Consider the following 20,773-nt stretch of genomic DNA (forward strand, 5'->3'; position numbering starts at 1 on the left):
AGTAGCCAGCGCTGCCGCTTTCGTCGGACAGTGGCGGCGTCGACCGCAGCGGAACCATCAGCCATGCAACAGCACCAATACTTTGCCCGCCTGCAGCCGCGCAACTTCATCCCGCATGCCATCTGGCAGGGCAACTATGGCCTGAGCATCAGCTCAAGCTGTACCTCTTATGCAGGCCTGGCAACAGCGCTCAACGGCAATCCCGGTACAGAACTGGTGATTGGCCAGAACAACGACCTGAAGATCGACTTCGGCAAGGAAGTCGACAGCCTGGTGATGGAGTTCTACGTCGTCAGCGACCGCCTCGAGCTGGATGAAGACGACCTGATCGAATGCGAATACCTCGGCCTCGACCCCGAATTGCTGGGCCCGCCACCGCTGTACTGGCTGACCTTGTCCGGTGTGGCCGGCACCGAAATCGTACCTGGTCACTACGCCAGTTCGCCTACCCGCCAGTTGCTGCTGGGGCCATTTCGCACCCTGACCATCTCCACCACCCAGGCCGGCACCGTGCACATCCCGGCCCTGAGCTGGCAGCCCGCTGTGCGCCATTGAGCCTGATCACGGTTGTGGTGGCCGGCACCTTTGCTTAGGCTTGTGCGGTCAAACCAAGCCGTGCCGCCAGGAGAAGTGCCGATGGGCCTCAATGATCAGTGGATGCAACGTGACCTCAAGGTCCTGTGGCACCCCTGCACCCAGATGAAAGACCACGAAAAGCTGCCGCTGATCCCGATCAAGCGCGGCGACGGCGTGTGGCTTGAGGACTTCGAAGGCAAGCGCTACCTGGACGCCGTCAGTTCCTGGTGGGTCAACGTGTTCGGCCATGCCAATCCGCGCATCAACCAGCGCATCAAGGATCAGGTCGACCAGCTCGAACACGTGATCCTGGCCGGTTTCAGCCATCAGCCGGTGATCGAGCTGTCCGAGCGCCTGGTGGCCATGACCCCGGCCGGGCTGGACCGGGTGTTCTACGCCGACAACGGCTCGTCGTGCATCGAAGTCGCGCTGAAGATGAGCTTCCATTACTGGCTGAACAAGGGCCAGAGCGCCAAGAAGCGCTTCGTCACCCTGACCAACAGCTACCACGGTGAAACCATCGCGGCGATGTCGGTGGGCGATGTTCCGCTGTTCACCGAAACCTACAAGACGCTGCTGCTCGACACCATCAAGGTGCCCAGCCCGGACTGCTACCTGCGCCCTGAAGGGATCAGCTGGGAGGAGCACTCGCGGACGATGTTCCTGGCCATGGAGCAGACCCTCGCCGAGCATCACGCCACTGTCGCGGCAGTCATCGTCGAGCCGCTGATCCAGGGCGCCGGCGGCATGCGCATGTACCACCCGGTGTACCTCAAGCTGCTGCGCGAAGCCTGTGACCGTTATGGCGTACACCTGATCCACGACGAGATTGCCGTGGGCTTTGGCCGTACCGGGACGATGTTCGCCTGCGAGCAGGCCGGCATCCGTCCGGACTTCCTGTGCCTGTCCAAGGCCCTCACCGGCGGCTACCTGCCGCTGGCGGCCTGCCTGACCACCGATGATGTCTATCAGGCCTTCTACGACGACTACCCGACCCTGCGCGCGTTCCTTCATTCGCACAGCTACACCGGCAACCCGCTGGCCTGCGCCGCAGCGCTGGCGACCCTGGATATCTTCGAGCAGGACAACGTGATCGAGGCTAACAAGGCCCTCTCGGCACGCATGGCCAGCGCCACCGCGCACCTGGTCGATCACCCGCATGTGGCCGAAGTGCGCCAGACCGGCATGGCCCTGGCCATCGAAATGGTCGAGGACAAAGCCAGTAAAACCGCTTACCCGTGGCAGCAACGGCGCGGCCTCAAGGTATTCGAACATGCCCTGACCCGCGGCGCCCTGCTGCGCCCGCTGGGCAGCGTGGTGTATTTCCTGCCGCCGTATGTGATCACCCCCGAGCAGATCGACTTCCTTGCCGAGGTGGCCAGCGAGGGTATCGATATCGCCACCCGCGACAGCATCAGCGTGGCCGTGCCGCAGAACTTCCACCCTGACTTCCGCGATCCGGGCTGAGCACAGCCCTTGCAACAGACCTGGGCGGCGGGGTGTCCCGTCGCCCAGTTGTATATGTCTTCCCTAATTCCAGAGCAGAACCATGAGACTGTCCCGCTTCTTTATCGACGCCCCCCTGTCCATCGGCGAACACGACCTCCCCGAAGCCCAGGCCCATTACATCGGCCGCGTGCTGCGCATGGCCGCTGGCGATGCCGTGCAACTGTTCGATGGCAGTGGCCAGGAGTACCTCGGCCAACTGCTTGAAGTGGGCAAAAAGAGCGTGCGCGTCAACCTCGACCAGGCTCTGCCCGGCCAAGCCGACTCAAGCCTGCAGGTGCACCTCGGCCAAGGCCTGTCGCGCGGCGAGCGGATGGACTGGGCCATCCAGAAAGCCACCGAGCTGGGCGTCAACCAGATCACCCCGATCGTCAGCGAACGTTGCGAAGTGCGGCTCAAGGACGAACGCGCCGACAAGCGTCTGGCGCACTGGCGCCAGGTGGCGATCAGCGCCTGCGAACAATGCGGCCGCTCGACCCTGCCGCAGATCAATCCGCCATTGAGCCTGGCCGAGTGGCTGAAGGCAACCGAGGCTGACCTGAAGCTGGTCCTGCACCCGGTCGCCGAGCCGCTGACCAGCCACCAGCGGCCTGAGCGGCTGGCGTTTCTGATCGGCCCGGAAGGCGGTTTGACCGACGCCGAAGTCGAGCAGGCCAAGGCCGCCGGCTACCATGCCGCGCGCCTCGGCCCACGCGTGCTGCGTACCGAAACCGCGCCGGTGGTGGCACTCGCGGTGGCGCAGCAGCTGTGGGGCGATTTTTAACCGCTGCTCAGCGCACGTAGAAGCTGATGGCGATGAAGTGCAGCAGGCTGCCGGCAATCACGAACAGGTGCCAGATGCCGTGCCAGTGGCGAAAACGGCTGTCATAGGCGAAGAAGATGATGCCGATGGTGTAGCACGCACCACCGGCTGCCAGCCAGGCAAAGCCGGCAGTGCCCAAGGTCTGCAGCAACGGCTTGACCGCTACCAGCACGATCCAGCCCATCACCGCATAGATGATGATCGACAGAATCCGCGCTTCCGAGCGCGGCTTGATCTCCTGCAACATGCCGATCACCGCCAACCCCCAGACCACCCCGAACAGGCTCCAACCCCACGGGCCGCGCAAGCTGATCAGGCAGAACGGGGTGTAGCTGCCGGCAATCAACAGGTAGATCGACAGGTGATCGAGCTTGCGCATGATCACTTTGGCCTGGCCGCGGGTGCTGTGGTACAGGGTCGAGGTGCTGTACAGCAGCACCAGGGTGCCGCCATAGATCGAGAAGCTGATGATCTTCCAGGGGTCGCCTTGCAGGCCGGCGGTGATGATCAGCCAGCTGGCTCCGATGAAAGCCAGAATGGCACCGACCAGGTGCGTCCAGGCATTGAAGCGTTCACCGTAATACATGCAGTCAAAGACCTCCTCGCTAGTTCCGGGTTTCAGCGCAGCGCCGCCTCGCGCACCATCCGCTCCAGCGCGACCAGGTCCGGCACCCGCGCTACCTGCTCGCCTACCTGGACCGCCGCCAGCTCCAGGGCGTTCAACGGCACGTCGACATAATTGAGCTGGCTGTCCAGCTTGCACGCCCGCGGGATGCCCTGCAGCAGCAACGCCAGGTAGCGCAGGCCGGTATCACCGAGCGCGTTGAGCACGACAATCCGCGCACGCTCACCGCACACCGTCTGGCCGCCACAGGCCGCCTCGAAACCAATCAGCGGCAAGCGTTGCTGGCGCCAGTCGAGCCAGCCCAGGTGCCAGTTTGGCTCACCGATCTGACAAGACAACGCACGCTGGCCGATCAACTCTGCCACAGCCACATTTGGCAGGACCAGCGTCCGGTCACCCAGCGGCAGCAGCAGGCCGGTCAGGCTGCTGCGTTGGCCGGCGATATGTTCAAGCATGGGTTTGGCTCCAGTGGGCAATGCTTTGCAGCAGCAGCGACTCCTGATACGGCTTGCCCAGGTATTCGTTGACGCCGATAGCCATGGCGCGGTCGCGGTGCTTCTGGCCGCTGCGCGAGGTAATCATGATGATCGGCAGGTCCTTCAGACGCTGGTCCTGGCGGATCCGCGTGGCCACTTCAAAGCCATCCATACGCGGCATTTCGATGTCCAGCAGCAGTACGTCGGGCCGATGTTCTGCCAGCAAGGCCATGGCATCGACGCCGTCCTTGGCGGTCAGCACGCTCATGCCGTGGCGCTCGAGCAGACGGCTGGTGACCTTGCGTACCGTCACCGAATCGTCGACCACCATCACCAACCGCTGCCGAGGCGCGGCCTCGAACTGACGCTGCTGATGCACGTCGCCACTGGGCAGGCGGGCCAGGCGCCGTTGCTGGCCGCGGAGCTGGCCGAGCAGGTCGAGAATCAGCACCACCCGACCGTCACCGAGCAAGGTTGCCCCGGACAGCCCCGGCACTGCAGCAAACTGCGGGCCGAGGCTCTTGACCACGATCTCGCGGCTCGGCGACAGGCTGTCGACCTGAATCGCGAACGACGCTTCCTGCGAATGCACCAGAATCACCGGCAACGGCACGCTCTGGCCAAGCAGGCCAGGCCGGGCAACACCGCTTTGCAGCAACTCGCCCAGGTAGCGCAGCTGGTAGGCGTGGCCGCCATACACGTAGCTCGGTGTGTCCAGCTGGTAGCAGGCAGCCAGTTCGCTGGGCGGCACGCGGACGATGCCTTCGATGGTGTTGAGCGGAATGGCGTACTGCTCATCGCCGAGGTGGACCATCAAGGCGCGGTTGATCGACACCGTGAACGGCAGACGAATCTGGAAGCGCGCGCCCTTGCCGGGGCTGGAGGCGATGCTCATGGCCCCGCCGAGCTGCTTGACCTCTTCATGGACCACGTCCATGCCCAGCCCGCGCCCGGAAATCTGGGTGATCTTTTCTGCCGTGGAGAAGCCGGGTCGGAGGATGAACTGGAGGATTTCGTGGTCGCTCAGGCGTGCGCGTGGATCGAGCAGGCCGCGCTTGATGGCCTTGTCGCGCACTGCCGCCAGCGGCACCCCAGCACCGTCGTCACTCATTTCGATAACGATGTCAGCGCCTTCGTGGAGCAGATTCAGATGGATCGTGCCCTGCTCCGGCTTACCCGCCGCCAGTCGCGCCTCGCGCGACTCCAGGCCATGGTCGACGGCGTTGCGCAGCATGTGCTCAAGCGGCGCCACCATGCGCTCCAGCACGCTGCGGTCAAGCTCGCTCTCGGCATTGCCGACCACCAGCTCGACCTGCTTGCCGAGCTCGCTGGAGACCTGCCGCACGACGCGTTGCAAGCGCGGCACCAGGCGCTCGAACGGCACCATCAGGGTGGCGGTAAGGCCCTCCTGCAACTGGCTGTTGACCCGCGCCTGCTGCTGCAGCAGGCCGTGGGCTTCCTGCGCGCCCTGGGCCAGGGTTTCCTTCAGGTCGAGCAGGTCCGAGGCAGATTCGAACAGCGCCCGCGACAGTTGTTGCAACTGTGAATGGCGGTCCATTTCCAGCGGGTCGAAATCGTCATAGCTGTCGCTTTCAGCCTGATAACGGCTGGCGCTGCTGGCCTGGGTTTCGATCTCCAGGCGCAGCAACTGATCGCGCATGCGCTCAAGGGTGGTTTCCATCTCGCTGAGGGCGAACTGGGCGTCGTTGACCTGCTGCTCGATACGGCCGCGGATCAGCGCGTGCTCGCCGGCCAGGTTGCCCAGATCATCGAGCAGCTCGGCATCGACCTTGACCATATCGCCCGGCGCCCGCTCCGGGGCAACCGCAGCCGTTTCGGCGGGCACTGCCGCGTCGCTGGCGATGGCCGGCGCGGCGGCGCTGTCGGTCAATGCCGCGCTGCTGAAGTTGCGGATGTAGTCGATCAGCGCCGTGGCCGCATGCAGCGGCTGGCCCAGGCGCACTGCGTCGAGCATATGGGCCAGGCGGTCGTGGCAGTTCTGCAGCAGGGCAAACAGCGCTGCGGTCGGCGGCAGGCGGCCGGCGGCAAGCAGTTCGTAGAGAAATTCCAGCTCATGGGCGAGGTCGCCGATCGCGGCGATTTCGACCATGCGTGCGCCGCCCTTGAGCGTATGCAGGTCGCGCAGCAAGGTCTCGACCTCGACACTGCTGCGCGGGTCAGCCTGCCAGCGGGCCAGCGCGGCCGCAGAGCTTTCGACGATGTCCGAGCTCTCTTCGAGGAACACCTCGAGCAGCTCCCGATCACCTGGGCTGTCTGGCGCTTCGGCGGGTTCAACAGTGGCCGGTGCCTGGCTTGGCTCTGGCGGGGCGTCGAGCAGCGCTGGCTGCTCTATCTGCGCATATTCAAGGGGCGGCAGCGGCGTGACCCCATCACGGCCGATCAGGCCGGTGGCATCCGGCGCCAGCGCCTGATCGAGCAGTACGCGCAAACCGTCGACGCATTCGCTGCGCGAGCTGACTTCCTGCCCGGCGGCAATCTCGTCGAGCATATCGATCAGCACGTCGTGGGCCTGGCGGGCCTGGTTGAAAAAGCGCGTGTCGGCGACCAGGCTGCCCTCCTCCACCGCACCGTACAGATCGAGCAGCGCCTCGCAGACCTCGTCCACTTGCCAGAGGTCGTTCAGGTTCGCGTTGTGGCTGAGACTGGTCAGTTCGTCGAGCAGGGTTTCCAGCTCCTGGCGCTGCTGCGGTTGCTGCTGCCAGCGCGCCAGCAGCGACTCGGCATCGAGCAGAATATCCATGCTTTCGGCCAGAAAACTGGCGATCAGCTGTGGGTCACGGCGGCTGCGGCGATTGGCCGACGGCTCGTCGTGCAATGCCGCCAGCTGGCCATCGACGCTCTGGCCAACCTGCTCGATCAACTCAGCGGCGCCGACTATGGGCGCCAGCGGTGTGCTGTGCAGCTGCGCCAGGCCCAGGTGAAACAGCGCGTGGGCAGCTTCCAGCCAGTCGAGTTCGGTCTGTTGCAGGCGCAGCTCATGGCCGCGGTATTCCCGTGCGAGCCGGTCGAAGGCTGTGGCCAGCTCGGCGATCGGCATCACCCCGGCCATGGCGGCGCTGCCCTTGAGCGTGTGCAGCGCGCGCTGCAAGCTGTCGCTGACCGGCGTACCGTGGCTGTCGGCAGCGAGCAGAAACGCCTCGAGGCTGGCCAGATGGCCTTGCGCCTCGTTACGGAAGATCTCCAGCAACTGCGGATCAAGCCCGTCCAGCCCCGCCGCGACAGGGGCTTCGTTGACGGCCAGCGCGTGCAACTGGCTGACCAGATGCTCGACCTCGGCCAGCGGCGGCAAATGGCCCACGGCGAAATCGGCAAGCAGGTCCGGCAGGCGCACGAACGCCTGCTGCAAGGCGACCAGGCCTTGCCCAGCCAGGCCGACCCGGCCTTCGAGCACCCGGTTGATCAGCCGCTCGGCGCCCCAGGCCAGCTCCGCCAGCGCTTCGGCGCGGACCATGCGGCCGCTGCCCTTGAGCGTGTGCAAAGCGCGACGCACTTCAATCAGCGCCTCACGCAGGCTGTTATCGGCGCGCCAGCGCAGCCAGTGGCGTTCGATCTCGGGCAGCAGCTCGTTGGCTTCTTCAAGGAAGACCTCGCGCAACTCGGCGTCGATTTCCTCGCCTTCATCGTCCCGTGCGCCATGCCCACAGTTCACGCCAAGCGCCGTCAGGCTGGCCCTGGCCATGTCGATGAACGGCTGGGCGTCGGCCAGCGGATCCGCCACGCGCCACTGCAAATAGCATTCGCCGGCACACAGCGCATCGGCCAGGTGGGTCAGTTCATCCAGCTGTGGCTCTTCATCCAGATGCGCCAGCCAGCCCTGCACATAGCCTGCGGCACCAGCAAACAGCTCGGCGGCAGCAGGCAGCATGAGCATCGCCAATGCACCGCGCACTTGCTGCAACAAACCCGGCAAGGCTTGCAGGCGCTGGCGCGGCCAGCCCGATTCGAGGCAGTCGCCGATCAGGTCCTTGGCCTGTTGCAGCACCGACACTGCCTCGCTCAAGACCAGGTGGCGGATGTGCGCCATGTCCGAGCCGGGCATGCTGCCCTGGCCGCTTTCTTCCAGCGGCCCGACCATGCCATTGAGGGTCGCCTCGACGTACAGCAGGGCCCCGGCAACGTCCATCAACAGCGCATCGTCGACGCTCTGCTGATCCTGCGCCAGGGCCTGCAACGCCAGCACCTGATCAATGATGACCCGCCGCGGTTGCTGGAAATTCAACACAGCCAGGGTGTCTGCGACCTGACGCAAGGGCGCGACCAGGGCGTCCAGTTGCTCGCGCGATTGCTCGCCCCGGACAAACTGATCGAGGCAGTCCTTGATTCGCATCAGGTCGTCGCACAGCGCCGCCACCACCGAACGCAGGGCGTCGCGGCCCTGGCCGGCCTGCAACTGCTCGCGCCAGTTGCCCAGCGACAGGTCCAGATCAGCCAGGTCGGCAGCACCGGCCAGGCGCTGCGCGGCCTCGCCCATAAGGCTGCCCTGGGCCAGCGGCTCGACACCCCGGCACTCGCGCAGGCGATTGAGCAACGGCAGCATCACCAGCGGCAAGTCGTGGCGGGCACCGCGCAGGCGCTCAAGGTAAGGTGGTAGCTGTTCAAGGCCACGGAACATCGCGCCGAGGCAGTCGCCGCGCGGGCTGATCTGGCCGTCGGCCATGGCTCGCCCGAGCAACTCCAGCTCTTCGGCCAGGCGCGTCGCCCCGCGCAGTTCAAGCATGCGCAGGCAACCGTGGACCAGATGCAGGTTATCCACATACAGCGCCAGCGTGGCCAGCTCCGTCGGGTCGCCGGCAAACCGCTCAAGGGCCTGCCGGGCCTGGGCCAGGCAATCGAGAATGGGCGCCTTGGTCCAGGCCAGGGCGACCGTGTCGTGACGTTCGGGGCTTACGGCTGCCGAGGTCATGGGTTATTCCTCAGCGGGGTTCGGCCGGGGCCGGCAAGGTAAAACCGGAGACCGAGCGGCGCATCTCGCTGGCCATCCGCGCCAGGTGGCGAATGCTGTCGGCGGTGGCGCCGGAGCCGCTCGAGGTCTGCGCGGTAATCTGCTGGATCACAGCCATGGTGTGGGAAATCTGCCCAGCTGAAGAGGTCTGCAGTTGGGCGGCATCGGAAATGCTGTGAATCAGTTCGGCGAGGGTCTGCGAGACGCCTTCGATTTCCGCCAGAGCCACCCCGGCATCCTGCGCCAGACGCGCTCCGCGGACTACTTCGGCGGTGGTCTGCTCCATGGAGATCACCGCCTCGTTGGTGTCGGTCTGAATGGTCCGCACCAATGCCTCGATCTGCCGGGTGGCCGACGACGAGCGTTCGGCCAGGCGCTGGACTTCGTCGGCGACCACGGCAAAACCGCGCCCGGCTTCACCGGCCAGCGAGGCCTGAATCGCTGCGTTGAGGGCGAGAATGTTGGTCTGTTCGGCAATGTCGTCGATCAGGCTGACGATGTCGCCAATCTCCTGAGACGATTCACCCAGACGCTTGATCCGCTTGGCGGTGTCCTGGATCTGCTCGCGGATGTTGTCCATGCCGTGGATGGTATTGTGCACCACCTCGTTGCCTTTGTTGGCGATGGCCACCGAACGCTCGGCGACCTTGGCCGACTCGTAGGCGTGGGCCGAAACCCGGTCGATCGACTCGACCATGTCGCCCACTGCCACCGAGGCTTCGCTGATCTGCTCGGCCTGCTGTTCGGAGGCCTTGGCCAGCTGACGTGCGGTGTTCTGCGTGTCCTGCACGGCGGCAGCGACCTGCAGGGCGCTATGGTTGATGGTGGTGACCAGGTCACGCAGCTGGTCGACCGAGTAGTTGATCGAGTCGGCGATGGCCCCGGTGAAGTCTTCGGTGACCGACACCGTCACTGTCAGGTCGCCGTCGGCCAGCTCTTCGATTTCGTCGAGCAGGCGCATGATTGCCTGTTGGTTGCGTTCGTTCTTTTCGGCGGTTTCGCGCAGTTGGCGATTGGTCGCGCGGACCATCACCGAGCCGATAAGAATGATCGAGGCCAGCGCCAGCAAACCGAGCACGTAGCCGCCAACGGTATCCAGGGTGCGCCCGTTGGCCAGGTTCTCGAAGCTGTTGGCCAGGTGCGAGGCTTCATCGAGCAGGGTTTGCGACAGGCTGAAGATATTGCTCGCCGCCTCGCGCACGCGGAACAGTTCAGGCGAGGTTTCGAGGATTTCATCGACACTGCCGGAGACGAACTGGAACAGCTCGGCGATCTCCGCCAGTCGCGCGCGGGCGTCGGCGTCCTCGACCCGAGTGACCTGGATCGCCGGGTTGCCGCCGAGCATGCCTTCGAGCACCTGGCCGAAGCGGCTGGCATCGCGGCCAAAGGCATCGGCCGCCTGCGCTGCCGAGTCATCGCCGGCGAGCACGGTGTTGACCGAACCCAGAATGCGCTCAGCCAGCAACAACTGGCGCTGGGCCACCGCCACTTGCGCGGCGGGCGCGCCGCTTTGCAGGAGGATCTCGACTACCTTCTCGTATTCGACCTGCAATTGCGGCACGGTCTCGGCCAGGGTGGCCGCCACCTGATGCAGCGACAACACGGTCTGTTCGCTGGCGAGGATCACGTCGGTGTTCTTGCGCAGCGTCTCCCAGTCCTGGCGCACCGCTTCCATTTCATCGCGGACCTTGGCCGGCGCCGCCGGCAGCGCGGTGGCCTTGTCACCTTCACGCAGGTAGCCCCAGCGCCGCTCGAAGTCGTTGCGCGCATCCGACAGCAGGCGAAACGCCAGGGCCTTGCCGGCAGCGGCCTCGGTGGCGTTCTTGGCGATGCGCTGGGACAGCACGCGCAGCTCACCGGCGTGGCCGATGTACTGCTTGTCGTAATTGGACTGGGTGTTGAGGTAAGCGAAGTTGGCGAACAGCAGGATGATCGACAGGATCAGCACCACGAACAGCACGGTGATCTGCGCACTGCTGCGCACGCGCGGGGTCACGGCCGGTGGGGTGACGGGGCTGACAGGCTTGTTCACGGTCGATCCTCTACAACGCTACATCAAGAAAACCCGGCGCCTGGGCCAGGGCCAGCGGGCTGAAGATGGCCCAGTTGTGCTCGCGTGCAAAATGGCCCTGCACAAACGGTGTTGCCGCCGCCAGCAACGGCTGTGGTGGCGACAGGTCAAGGCTGCTCAGGCTGAAGTGCTGCAACCCCAGCACCTCATCGACCAGCAAACCGGCAAACAGTGCCTCGTGGTCCAGCACCAGCACCCGCCGTTGCTTGCCTGGCGGCAGTGGCCCAAGGCCGAAAAAGCTGCTCAGGTCCATCACCGGCAACAGCCGCCCACGCAGGTTGGCCACCCCGCACACCCACGGCTGCACGCCAGGGACGCGGCTGCTGCGCGGCTCGCGCAAGACTTCGGCGACTTCGACCATGGGCGCCACGAACCACTGTTCGGCAACGCGAAAACCAATTCCGCTCCACTGTTGCAGCCGGCTGTCCTGCGACGGCTGATCGGCCTCCAGCAGACGGCAGCGGCGATCGATGTCGAGCAGCAGCTCGAATGCAGTCAGCGAGGCGCGGCGGGTGGTCAAATGTCGAGCACCGCTTTCAGCTTGGCCAGCAGCGAGTCTTCATCGACCGGTTTGATGAGAAAATCACGCGCGCCCTGGCGCGCCGCCCAGACCCGATCGGTTTCCTGGTCCTTGGCGGTGATGACGATCACCGGGATGCCGCTGGTAGCGGCATCCTTGCTCAGTTGGCGAGTTGCCTGAAAGCCGTTGAGGATGGGCATGACGATGTCCATCAGGACCACATCGGGCTTTTCCTGGCGGGCCAGCGCTACGCCATTGGCGCCGTTGTCGGCCTTGAGTACCTCATGGCCGTGCTTTTCCAGGATCGCGGTGAGTTTGTGCAACTCGGTCGGCGAATCATCGACAATCAGAACTCGGGCCATGCTGTTCCCCATTGAAGGAAAGTGCCGCCGCCATGCCAGGCGCGGTCAGGATGCAGGTTGCGCCTGGGCGGCAAATTCGGGCACATGGGCCCGGATCGCCTCAAGCAATTCTTCTTTGCTGAATGGTTTGGTCAAAAATTGATCAGAGCCAACGACGCGGCCGCGGGCCTTGTCGAACAGGCCATCACGCGACGACAGCAGGATCACCGGGGTGTCCTTGAAGGCGCTGTTGTGCTTGATCACGGCGCAGGTCTGGTAACCGTCCAGACGCGGCATCAGCACGTCGACGAAGATGATCCGCGGCCTATGGTCGACAATCTTGGCCAGCGCGTCAAAGCCGTCGCTGGCGGTGATCACTTCACAGCCGACCTCACCCAGCAGCAGCTGCGCAGTGCGGCGGATCGTGCGTGAATCGTCGATCACCATCACCTTCAGGGGTTGTTCCATAATCGCCTACCGACAATGACGTTGCGCCGCACAGTACAAGGTTCACGCGCGCCGAAAAAGCGCTGCGCCAGCGACTGTGCGCATTTACCAGCAGCTTATAGCGTGCAGCTTGAAGCTGCACGCATCCTGACAGCCTTTGCCGTTGCCGCCCCCTTGACCGACGGCGCGCGCGGCGCCACCCTGAGCCACTTTATCTATTGCCATCGCGGCCAAATTGCCGCCAAGAGGATTTCACCCATGAGCGTTCGCCTCGGGATTGTCATGGACCCTATCGCGTCCATCTCCTACAAAAAGGACAGTTCGCTGGCCATGCTGCTGGCAGCCCAGGCCCGCGGCTGGACGCTGTTCTACATGGAGCAGCAGGACCTGTACCAGAGCGCTGGCGTGGCGCGGGCCAAAATGCGCCCGCTGCAGGTATTCGCCAATCCCGAGAAGTGGTTCGAGCTGGACGCTGAAATCGACGCACCGCTGAGCGACCTCAACGTGATCCTGATGCGCAAGGATCCGCCGTTCGACATGGAGTTCGTCTACAGCACTTACCTGCTGGAGCAGGCCGAAGCTGCCGGGGTACTGGTGGTGAACCGCCCGCAGAGCCTGCGCGACTGCAACGAAAAGCTGTTCGCCACGCTGTTCCCGCAGTGCACCCCGCCAACCCTGGTCAGCCGTCGCCCGGACATCATCCGTGCGTTTGCCGCCGAGCATGGCGACGTCATCCTCAAGCCGCTGGACGGCATGGGCGGCACCTCGATCTTCCGCCACCGGGTCGGTGACCCGAACCTGTCGGTAATTCTCGAGACCCTGACCGCGCTGGGTACCCAGCAGATCATGGCACAGGCCTACCTGCCGGCAATCAAGGACGGCGACAAGCGCATCCTGATGATCGACGGCGAGCCGGTGCCGTACTGCCTGGCGCGCATCCCGGCCAGCGGCGAAACCCGTGGCAACCTGGCTGCCGGTGGCCGTGGTGAAGCGCGCGAGCTGAGCGAGCGCGACCGCTGGATCGCCGCCCAGGTCGGGCCGACCCTGCGCGAAAAGGGCCTGCTGTTCGTGGGTCTGGACGTGATCGGCGAACATCTGACCGAAATCAACGTGACCAGCCCGACCTGCATCCGCGAAATCGACAACGCCTACGGCACCCAGATCGGCGTGCAGTTGATGGACGCCATTGATCGCAAGCTGAAGGCGCGCTGACCACCGACGCGAAGCGCAATCGCTCAGTGCGGTATGATGCCGGTCCTTTGACCTGCTACCCCGCCTGGCGATTGCTGGATACCCGATGACGCTGCCCGCTGACATCCCTGCCGACCTGCTGCCACCCCGCGTTCGCCCGGTGGACCGGCTTGGCTTTACCTTGTTCCTGGCTGCCCTGGTGCACCTGGCGCTGATCCTCGGGGTCGGCTTCACGGTGGTCAAGCCGAGTGAAATCCGCCACACCATGGATATCACCCTGGCAACCTTCAAGAGCGAGAAAGCGCCCGAAAAGGCCGACTTCCAGGCCCAGGACAACCAGCAAGGCAGCGGCACTCTGGACAAGAAAGCGGTGCCCAAGACCACTGAACTGGCGCCGTTCCAGGACAGCAAGATCAACAAGGTCACGCCTCCGCCGGCGGCCAAGCGCGAAACTCCGCCTGCTCCGCAGAAGGCGGCGGTCGCCACCACGGCAGCCAAGGTGCAGAAGGTCGAGCCCAAGCCCAAGGAAACCAAGGCCCAGCCCAAGCCACCTGCGGCGACCCCGGAATTTGACAGCTCACAGCTGTCGAGCCAGATCGCCAGCCTTGAAGCCGAGCTGTCCAACGAGCAGCAGTTGTATGCCAAGCGGCCCAAGATCCATCGTTTGAACGCAGCCTCGACCATGCGCGACAAAGGCGCCTGGTACAAGGAAGAGTGGCGCAAGAAGGTCGAGCGGGTCGGCAACCTCAACTACCCCGACGAAGCCCGCCGCCAGCAGATCTACGGCAACCTGCGCATGATGGTTTCGATCAACCGTGATGGTTCGTTGTTCGAGGTGCTGGTGCTGGAGTCGTCCGGCCAACCGCTGCTGGACCAGGCCGCGCAGCGCATCGTTCGCCTGGCCGCGCCGTTTGCGCCGTTTACCGGTGATCTGGCCGAATTCGACCGTTTGGAGATCATCCGCACCTGGCGCTTTGCCCGTGGCGACCGGCTGTCGAGCAACTAAACCGCGTCAGTGGTTTTTTCTCACAGCTTGTAGCTTGAAGCTGACGTCGCCTGGCGCCACACTACCCCCATGAAAAACCTCACTCCGAGTTACCTCAAGCATCAGTTCCTGATCGCCATGCCGCACATGGCCGATCCGAACTTTGCCCAGACCCTGACCTATATCGTTGAGCACAACGCCAATGGCGCCATGGGCCTGGTGGTCAACCGGCCGCAGGAACTCAACCTGGCAGACATCCTCGAGCAGTTACGCCCGGACGAAGAGCCGCCACTGCGTACCCTGCAGGTGCCGATCTACATCGGCGGGCCGGTACAGACCGACCGCGGCTTCGTCCTGCACAGCAGCGAGCGCAGCTATGAGGCCACCATCGAGCTCGAAGGCCTGTCGCTGTCGACCTCGCAGGATGTGCTGTTTGCCCTGGCCAACGGCGAAGGCCCGGCGCAGAGCCTGATCACCCTCGGTTACGCGGGCTGGGAAGCCGGCCAGCTGGAAGCGGAACTGGCCGACAACGCCTGGCTCAACTGCCCGTTCGACCCGGACATCATCTTCAGCCTGACCAGCGACCAGCGCCTGAGTGCGGCGGCAGCGTCGCTGGGGATCAACCTCAGCCTGCTGACCAGCCAGGCAGGCCACGCCTGATGGCCGAGGTGCGCCTGCTGCTGGGCTTTGACTACGGCACCAAACAGATCGGCGTCGCGGTTGGCCAGGTCATCACCGGCCAGGCCCGCGAGCTGTGCACCCTGCGTGCCCAGGACGGCATTCCCGACTGGGCTCAGGTGGAAAAACTGATCAAGGAATGGAAGCCCGACGCCATCGTCGTGGGCCTGCCGCTGAACATGGACGGCACCCCCAGCGAGATGAGCGCCCGCGCGGTAAAGTTCGCCAACCGCCTGCACGGCCGCTACAACCTGCCGGTGCACACCCACGACGAGCGCCTGACCACCTTCGAAGCCAAGGGCGAGCGCATGGCCCGTGGCGGTCAGCGCGGCACCTATCGCGACAACCCGGTCGACGCCATCGCCGCCGCGCTGCTCCTGCAGGGCTGGCTGGAGGCCAACACCGGTCACTGATTCCACCTTTCGCTTTGCCGCCGGGTCTGCCGGCGCCCCGAGGAGCACGCAATGAGCCTACCCAACCCCGCCGAGTTGATCCGGCAGATGGCCGTCGACCTTCGCGCCCACCTGGCCCGCCGCAACATTGCCGAGCCGCGCTTCATCGGCATCCGCACCGGTGGTGTGTGGGTCGCTCAGGCGCTGCAGCAGGAGCTTGCCGACAGCAGCCCGCTGGGCACCCTGGATGTGTCGTTCTATCGCGACGACTTCAGCCAGAACGGCCTGCACCCGCAAGTGCGCCCTTCCGAGCTGCCGTTTGAGGTTGAAGGCCAGCACCTGGTGCTGGTCGACGACGTGCTGATGAGCGGGCGCACCATTCGCGCAGCCCTCAACGAACTGTTCGATTATGGCCGCCCGGCCAGCGTCACCCTGGTGTGCCTGCTCGACCTGGATGCCGGCGAACTGCCGATCCGGCCCAACGTGCTCGGCGCCACGCTGTCACTGGCAGCCGATGAGCGGGTAAAATTGACCGGCCCGGCCCCGCTCGCCCTCGAGCGCCAGGACCTTGCTACCGCTTCCGCCCTTTAAGAGTCCCCCGCGATGACGCCACTCGACGCCAAGCGCCCGCTGCAGCTCAATGATCAGGGCCAGCTGCGCCACTTCCTCTCGCTTGATGGTTTGCCCCGCGAACTGCTCACCGAGATTCTCGACACTGCCGACTCGTTCCTTGAAGTCGGCGACCGGGCAGTGAAGAAAGTCCCGTTGCTGCGCGGCAAGACCGTGTGCAACGTGTTCTTCGAAAACTCCACCCGCACCCGCACCACCTTCGAGCTGGCGGCCCAGCGGCTATCGGCCGACGTCATCAGCCTGAACGTGTCGACCTCCTCGACCAGCAAGGGCGAGACCCTGTTCGACACCCTGCGCAACCTTGAAGCGATGGCCGCCGACATGTTCGTCGTGCGCCACTCCGACTCGGGCGCGGCGCACTTCATCGCCGAGCACGTGTGCCCGGACGTTGCCGTGATCAACGGGGGCGACGGCCGCCACGCGCACCCGACCCAGGGCATGCTCGACATGCTTGCCATTCGCCGCCACAAAGGCAGCTTCGAGAACCTCTCGGTCGCCATCGTCGGCGATATCCTGCACTCGCGCGTGGCCCGCTCCGACATGCTCGCGCTGAAGACCCTGGGTTGCCCGGACATCCGTGTGATCGGCCCGAAAACCCTGATCCCGGTGGGCATCGAGCAGTACGGCGTAAAGGTCTATACCGACCTCGCCGAAGGCCTCAAGGACGTCGACGTGGTGATCATGCTGCGCCTGCAGCGTGAGCGCATGGCCGGCGGCCTGCTGCCCAGCGAAGGCGAGTTCTACCGCCTGTTCGGCCTGACCACGGCGCGCCTGGCCGGGGCCAAACCGGATGCCATCGTCATGCACCCGGGGCCGATCAACCGCGGCGTCGAGATCGAATCGGCGGTCGCCGACGGTAAACATTCGGTGATCCTCAATCAGGTCACCTACGGCATCGCCGTGCGCATGGCTGTGCTGTCGATGGCCATGAGCGGGCAGAACACGCAACGACAACTGGACCAGGAGCACGCCCTGTGAGCATCAGTATTCTTGGCGCCCGGGTCATCGATCCCATTAGCGGCCTGGACAGCATCAGCGACCTCCACCTGGAGGCAGGCAAGATCGTCGCCATCGGCGCCGCCCCGGCCGGTTTCAGCGCCAGCCGCAGCATCGACGCCAACGGCCTGGTCGCCGCACCGGGCCTGGTCGACCTCGACGTCGCCCTGCGCGAGCCGGGCTACAGCCGCAAGGGCAACATCGCCAGCGAAACCCGCGCGGCCGTCGCCGGTGGCGTCACCAGCCTGTGCTGCCCACCGCAGACCAAACCGGTGCTGGACACCTCGGCAGTGGCCGAGCTGGTGCTCGACCGTGCCCGTGAAGCCGGCAACAGCAAGGTTTACCCGATCGGCGCCCTGACCAAGGGCCTTGACGGCGAGCAGCTGGCCGAACTGGTGGCCCTGCGTGATACCGGCTGCGTAGCCTTTGGCAACGGTTTGAAACAGATCCCCAACAACCGCACCCTCGCCCGCGCGCTGGAGTACGCGGCCACCTTCGACCTGACCGTGGTGTTCCACTCCCAGGACCATGACCTGGCCCTCGGCGGGCTGGCCCACGAAGGTGCCATGGCCAGCTTCCTCGGCTTGCCGGGCATCCCGGAAAGCGCCGAGACCGTCGCCCTGGCGCGCAACCTGCTGCTGGTCGAGCAGAGCGGCGTGCGGGCGCACTTCACCCAGATCACCAGCGCCCGCGGCGCCCGCCTGATTGCCCAGGCGCAGGCGTTGGGCCTGCCGGTCACGGCTGACGTAGCGTTGTACCAGCTGATCCTCACCGACGAGGCGCTGCGCGACTTCTCAAGCCTCTACCACGTGCAGCCACCGCTGCGCACAGCGGCGGATCGTGATGGCCTGCGTGAAGCGGTCAAGTCGGGGGTGATCCAGGCGATTTCCAGCCATCACCAGCCGCACGAGCGCGATGCCAAGCTGGCGCCGTTTGGCGCTACCGAGCCTGGGATCAGCAGTGTCGAGCTGTTGCTGCCGCTGGCGATGACGCTGGTCGAGGATGGCCTGCTGGACCTGCCGACCTTGCTCGCGCGACTGACCAGCGGGCCTGCACAGGCACTGCGCTTGCCGGCAGGTGAGCTGAAGGTTGGCGGTGCGGCGGATCTGGTGTTGTTTGATCCGCAGGCCTCGACCGTGGCTGGCGAGCACTGGCTGTCGCGCGGCGACAACTGCCCGTTCATCGGCCACTGCCTGCCGAGTGCGGTGCGTTATACCTTGGTGGACGGCCACATCTGCCACGAAGCCTGAGGTTCGACGCGGTCCCCGTAGGAGCGGCCTTGTGTCGCGAAAGGCCCGCAAGGCGGGCCCGGCGATGTCAGCGGCGAAGCTGATAATGTGGGGCCGCTGCGCGACCCTTTCGCGACACAAGGCCGCTCCTACATCGACCGCGTAGCCCAGGCGTGTTGGCCAACCACCCATCCGCCAAGGTTGAAATCCTTCCCCCCTCCCCCCATATGAGTCTGCATCAGGCATTTTCGCCCCGCTGCGTGGAGACTCTCCCTTGACTACCATCGTTTCAGTCCGCCGCCACGGCAAAGTCGTCATGGCGGGCGACGGCCAGGTATCCCTCGGCAACACCGTGATGAAAGGCAACGCGAAAAAAGTCCGCCGCCTGTACCACGGTCAGGTCATCGCTGGCTTCGCCGGGGCCACTGCCGATGCCTTCACCCTGTTCGAGCGCTTCGAAGGCCAACTGGAAAAACACCAGGGCCACCTGGTTCGCGCCGCCGTCGAACTGGCCAAGGAATGGCGTACCGACCGTTCCCTGAGCCGCCTCGAAGCCATGCTCGCCGTGGCCAACAAGGACGCCTCGCTGATCATCACCGGCAACGGTGACGTGGTCGAGCCAGAAGACGGCCTGATCGCCATGGGTTCCGGCGGCGCCTTCGCCCAGGCCGCTGCCCGTGCCCTGCTGAACAAGACTGAGCTGTCGGCTCGCGAAATCGCCGAAACCGCGCTGCACATCGCCGGTGACATCTGCGTGTTCACCAACCACAACCTGACCATCGAGGAGCAGGACCTGGCCGAGTAATCAGCTGTTCTGGCGCCCGACCCCGGTGGTTGGGCTTTCCCACGCTGACTTGCTGCGCTTAAGGACCGAATAGATCATGTCCATGACCCCCCGCGAAATCGTCCACGAACTCAACCGCCATATCATCGGCCAGGACGACGCCAAGCGCGCCGTCGCCATTGCCCTGCGCAACCGCTGGCGGCGCATGCAGCTGCCGGCTGAGCTGCGCGCTGAAGTCACCCCGAAAAACATCCTGATGATCGGCCCGACCGGTGTCGGCAAGACCGAAATCGCCCGTCGTCTGGCCAAGCTGGCCAACGCGCCGTTCATCAAGGTCGAAGCGACCAAGTTCACCGAGGTCGGCTACGTTGGTCGCGACGTCGAGTCGATCATTCGCGACCTCGCCGACGCTGCATTGAAGTTGTTCCGTGAGCAGGAAATCATCCGTGTGCGCCACCGCGCCGAAGATGCCGCCGAAGACCGCATCCTCGATGCACTGCTGCCACAGGCCCGCAGCGCCAGCAGCTTCGCCGAAGAAGCGGCGCCGTCGAGCAGCGATACCAACACCCGTCAGCTGTTCCGCAAGCGCCTGCGCGAAGGCCAGCTGGACGACAAGGAAATCGAGATCGAAGTAGCCGAGAGCATGGGCGTCGACATCGCCGCACCGCCCGGCATGGAAGAGATGACCAACCAGCTGCAGAGCCTGTTCGCCAACATGGGCAAGGGCAAGCGCAAGTCGCGCAAGCTCAAGGTCAAGGAAGCGCTGAAGATGGTCCGCGAAGAAGAAGCGGGCCGCCTGGTCAACGAAGAAGAGCTCAAGGCCAAGGCCCTCGAAGCGGTCGAGCAGCACGGCATCGTCTTCATCGACGAGATCGACAAGGTGGCCAAGCGCGGCAATGTCGGCGGCGCCGATGTATCCCGTGAAGGGGTCCAGCGCGACCTGCTGCCGTTGATCGAAGGCTGCACGGTCAACACCAAGCTGGGCATGGTCAAGACCGACCACATCCTGTTCATCGCCTCCGGTGCATTCCACCTGAGCAAGCCGAGCGACCTGGTGCCCGAGCTGCAAGGCCGTCTGCCGATCCGCGTCGAACTCAAGGCGCTGACCCCGGAAGACTTCGAGCGCATCCTGCAGGAGCCGCACGCGTCGCTGACCGAACAGTACCGCGAGCTGCTCAAGACCGAAGGGCTCAACATCGAGTTCGCGGCCGACGGCATCAAGCGCTTGGCCGAGATTGCCTATCAGGTCAACGAGAAGACCGAGAACATCGGTGCGCGCCGTTTGCACACCTTGCTCGAACGTCTGCTCGAAGAGGTTTCGTTCAGTGCTGGCGACCTGGCCAGTGCGCATGACGACACGCCGATCCGGATCGACGCCGAGTACGTCAACGGCCATCTCGGTGAGCTGGCGCAGAACGAAGATCTGTCGCGGTATATTCTGTAAGACCGTCGGGGGCCGCTATGCGGCCCAATCGCGACGCAAGGCCGCTCCTACAGACACCGCGGTCCCCTGTAGGAGCGGCCTTGTGTCGCGAAAGGGCTGCGCAGCAGCCCCCATGGC

19 protein-coding genes are annotated in these 20,773 nt (G+C 64.9%); 12 read left to right on the plus strand and 7 right to left on the minus strand.

Annotated elements, in window-relative coordinates:
- Positions 1-63: 63 nt before the first annotated feature.
- From ACQZ2L_RS00630 to ACQZ2L_RS00640, 3 genes are all read left to right on the plus strand, one after another.
- Positions 64-555 (plus strand): hypothetical protein, encoded by a 492-nt coding sequence (locus ACQZ2L_RS00630; RefSeq protein WP_430324316.1) that lies wholly within the window; start codon positions 64-66, stop codon positions 553-555.
- An 81-nt stretch (positions 556-636) separates the two neighbouring features.
- Positions 637-2,043, plus strand: a complete 1,407-nt coding sequence (locus tag ACQZ2L_RS00635; protein WP_430324317.1) for an adenosylmethionine--8-amino-7-oxononanoate transaminase — start codon at positions 637-639, stop codon at positions 2,041-2,043.
- 82 nt (positions 2,044-2,125) lie between these two features.
- Positions 2,126-2,845: a 16S rRNA (uracil(1498)-N(3))-methyltransferase gene (locus ACQZ2L_RS00640; protein ID WP_430324318.1), complete on the plus strand. Its 720-nt coding sequence runs from the start codon at positions 2,126-2,128 to the stop codon at positions 2,843-2,845.
- Between the two features lie 7 nt (positions 2,846-2,852).
- Here the strand turns inward: ACQZ2L_RS00640 and trhA are convergent, their stop codons facing one another.
- From trhA to ACQZ2L_RS00675, 7 genes are read right to left on the minus strand one after another with little or no spacing between them, the layout of a single operon-like run.
- Positions 2,853-3,470, minus strand: coding sequence for a PAQR family membrane homeostasis protein TrhA (gene trhA, locus ACQZ2L_RS00645; RefSeq protein ID WP_430324319.1), 618 nt, complete (start codon positions 3,468-3,470; stop codon positions 2,853-2,855).
- Between the two features lie 32 nt (positions 3,471-3,502).
- Entirely contained in the window at positions 3,503-3,964 is a 462-nt protein-coding gene (locus ACQZ2L_RS00650) for a chemotaxis protein CheW (RefSeq protein ID WP_103435779.1), read from the minus strand.
- A complete protein-coding gene (locus ACQZ2L_RS00655; RefSeq protein ID WP_430324320.1) occupies positions 3,957-8,909 on the minus strand; it encodes an Hpt domain-containing protein in 4,953 nt (1,650 codons plus the stop codon). Before ACQZ2L_RS00655 ends, ACQZ2L_RS00650 begins: the two co-directional genes overlap by 8 nt.
- 10 nt (positions 8,910-8,919) lie before the next feature.
- Positions 8,920-10,980 carry a methyl-accepting chemotaxis protein gene (locus ACQZ2L_RS00660; RefSeq protein WP_101315734.1) on the minus strand — a complete coding sequence of 687 codons (2,061 nt, stop codon included), beginning with the start codon at positions 10,978-10,980 and terminating at the stop codon, positions 8,920-8,922.
- A 10-nt stretch (positions 10,981-10,990) separates the two neighbouring features.
- Positions 10,991-11,539: a chemotaxis protein CheW gene (locus ACQZ2L_RS00665; protein ID WP_103435776.1), complete on the minus strand. Its 549-nt coding sequence runs from the start codon at positions 11,537-11,539 to the stop codon at positions 10,991-10,993.
- Positions 11,536-11,901: a twitching motility response regulator PilH gene (gene pilH / locus ACQZ2L_RS00670; protein WP_101322927.1), complete on the minus strand. Its 366-nt coding sequence runs from the start codon at positions 11,899-11,901 to the stop codon at positions 11,536-11,538. Before pilH ends, ACQZ2L_RS00665 begins: the two co-directional genes overlap by 4 nt.
- Positions 11,902-11,946: 45 nt before the next feature.
- On the minus strand, positions 11,947-12,348 hold the full coding sequence (locus ACQZ2L_RS00675; RefSeq protein WP_101315730.1) for a response regulator: 402 nt from the start codon (positions 12,346-12,348) through the stop codon (positions 11,947-11,949).
- A 237-nt stretch (positions 12,349-12,585) separates the two neighbouring features.
- Here ACQZ2L_RS00675 and gshB point away from each other — a divergent pair, with 237 nt between their 5' ends.
- The 9 genes from gshB to hslU all read left to right on the plus strand — a co-directional run bounded on the left by gshB (position 12,586) and on the right by hslU (position 20,656).
- Complete coding sequence (gene gshB / locus ACQZ2L_RS00680; protein ID WP_103435775.1) at positions 12,586-13,539, plus strand: glutathione synthase; 954 nt, start codon at positions 12,586-12,588, stop codon at positions 13,537-13,539.
- 85 nt (positions 13,540-13,624) lie between these two features.
- Positions 13,625-14,524: an energy transducer TonB gene (locus ACQZ2L_RS00685; RefSeq protein WP_220632943.1), complete on the plus strand. Its 900-nt coding sequence runs from the start codon at positions 13,625-13,627 to the stop codon at positions 14,522-14,524.
- Positions 14,525-14,593: 69 nt separating this feature from the next.
- Positions 14,594-15,163: a YqgE/AlgH family protein gene (locus tag ACQZ2L_RS00690; RefSeq protein ID WP_430324322.1), complete on the plus strand. Its 570-nt coding sequence runs from the start codon at positions 14,594-14,596 to the stop codon at positions 15,161-15,163.
- Positions 15,163-15,594, plus strand: a complete 432-nt coding sequence (gene ruvX, locus ACQZ2L_RS00695; protein WP_314876799.1) for a Holliday junction resolvase RuvX — start codon at positions 15,163-15,165, stop codon at positions 15,592-15,594. Before ACQZ2L_RS00690 ends, ruvX begins: the two co-directional genes overlap by 1 nt.
- A 51-nt stretch (positions 15,595-15,645) precedes the next feature.
- A complete protein-coding gene (pyrR, locus tag ACQZ2L_RS00700; protein WP_430324324.1) occupies positions 15,646-16,164 on the plus strand; it encodes a bifunctional pyr operon transcriptional regulator/uracil phosphoribosyltransferase PyrR in 519 nt (172 codons plus the stop codon).
- 12 nt (positions 16,165-16,176) lie between these two features.
- Positions 16,177-17,181 (plus strand): aspartate carbamoyltransferase catalytic subunit, encoded by a 1,005-nt coding sequence (locus tag ACQZ2L_RS00705; protein ID WP_101315718.1) that lies wholly within the window; start codon positions 16,177-16,179, stop codon positions 17,179-17,181.
- Positions 17,178-18,449 (plus strand): dihydroorotase, encoded by a 1,272-nt coding sequence (locus ACQZ2L_RS00710; protein ID WP_430324326.1) that lies wholly within the window; start codon positions 17,178-17,180, stop codon positions 18,447-18,449. The genes ACQZ2L_RS00705 and ACQZ2L_RS00710 overlap by 4 nt, the downstream gene beginning before the upstream one ends.
- Positions 18,450-18,702: 253 nt before the next feature.
- Positions 18,703-19,233: an ATP-dependent protease subunit HslV gene (hslV, locus tag ACQZ2L_RS00715; protein ID WP_101315712.1), complete on the plus strand. Its 531-nt coding sequence runs from the start codon at positions 18,703-18,705 to the stop codon at positions 19,231-19,233.
- 76 nt (positions 19,234-19,309) lie between these two features.
- A complete protein-coding gene (gene hslU, locus ACQZ2L_RS00720; protein WP_430324327.1) occupies positions 19,310-20,656 on the plus strand; it encodes an ATP-dependent protease ATPase subunit HslU in 1,347 nt (448 codons plus the stop codon).
- Positions 20,657-20,773: the final 117 nt, after the last annotated feature.

Source organism: Pseudomonas shirazensis (assembly GCF_050496565.1).
GTDB lineage: Bacteria > Pseudomonadota > Gammaproteobacteria > Pseudomonadales > Pseudomonadaceae > Aquipseudomonas > Aquipseudomonas shirazensis_A.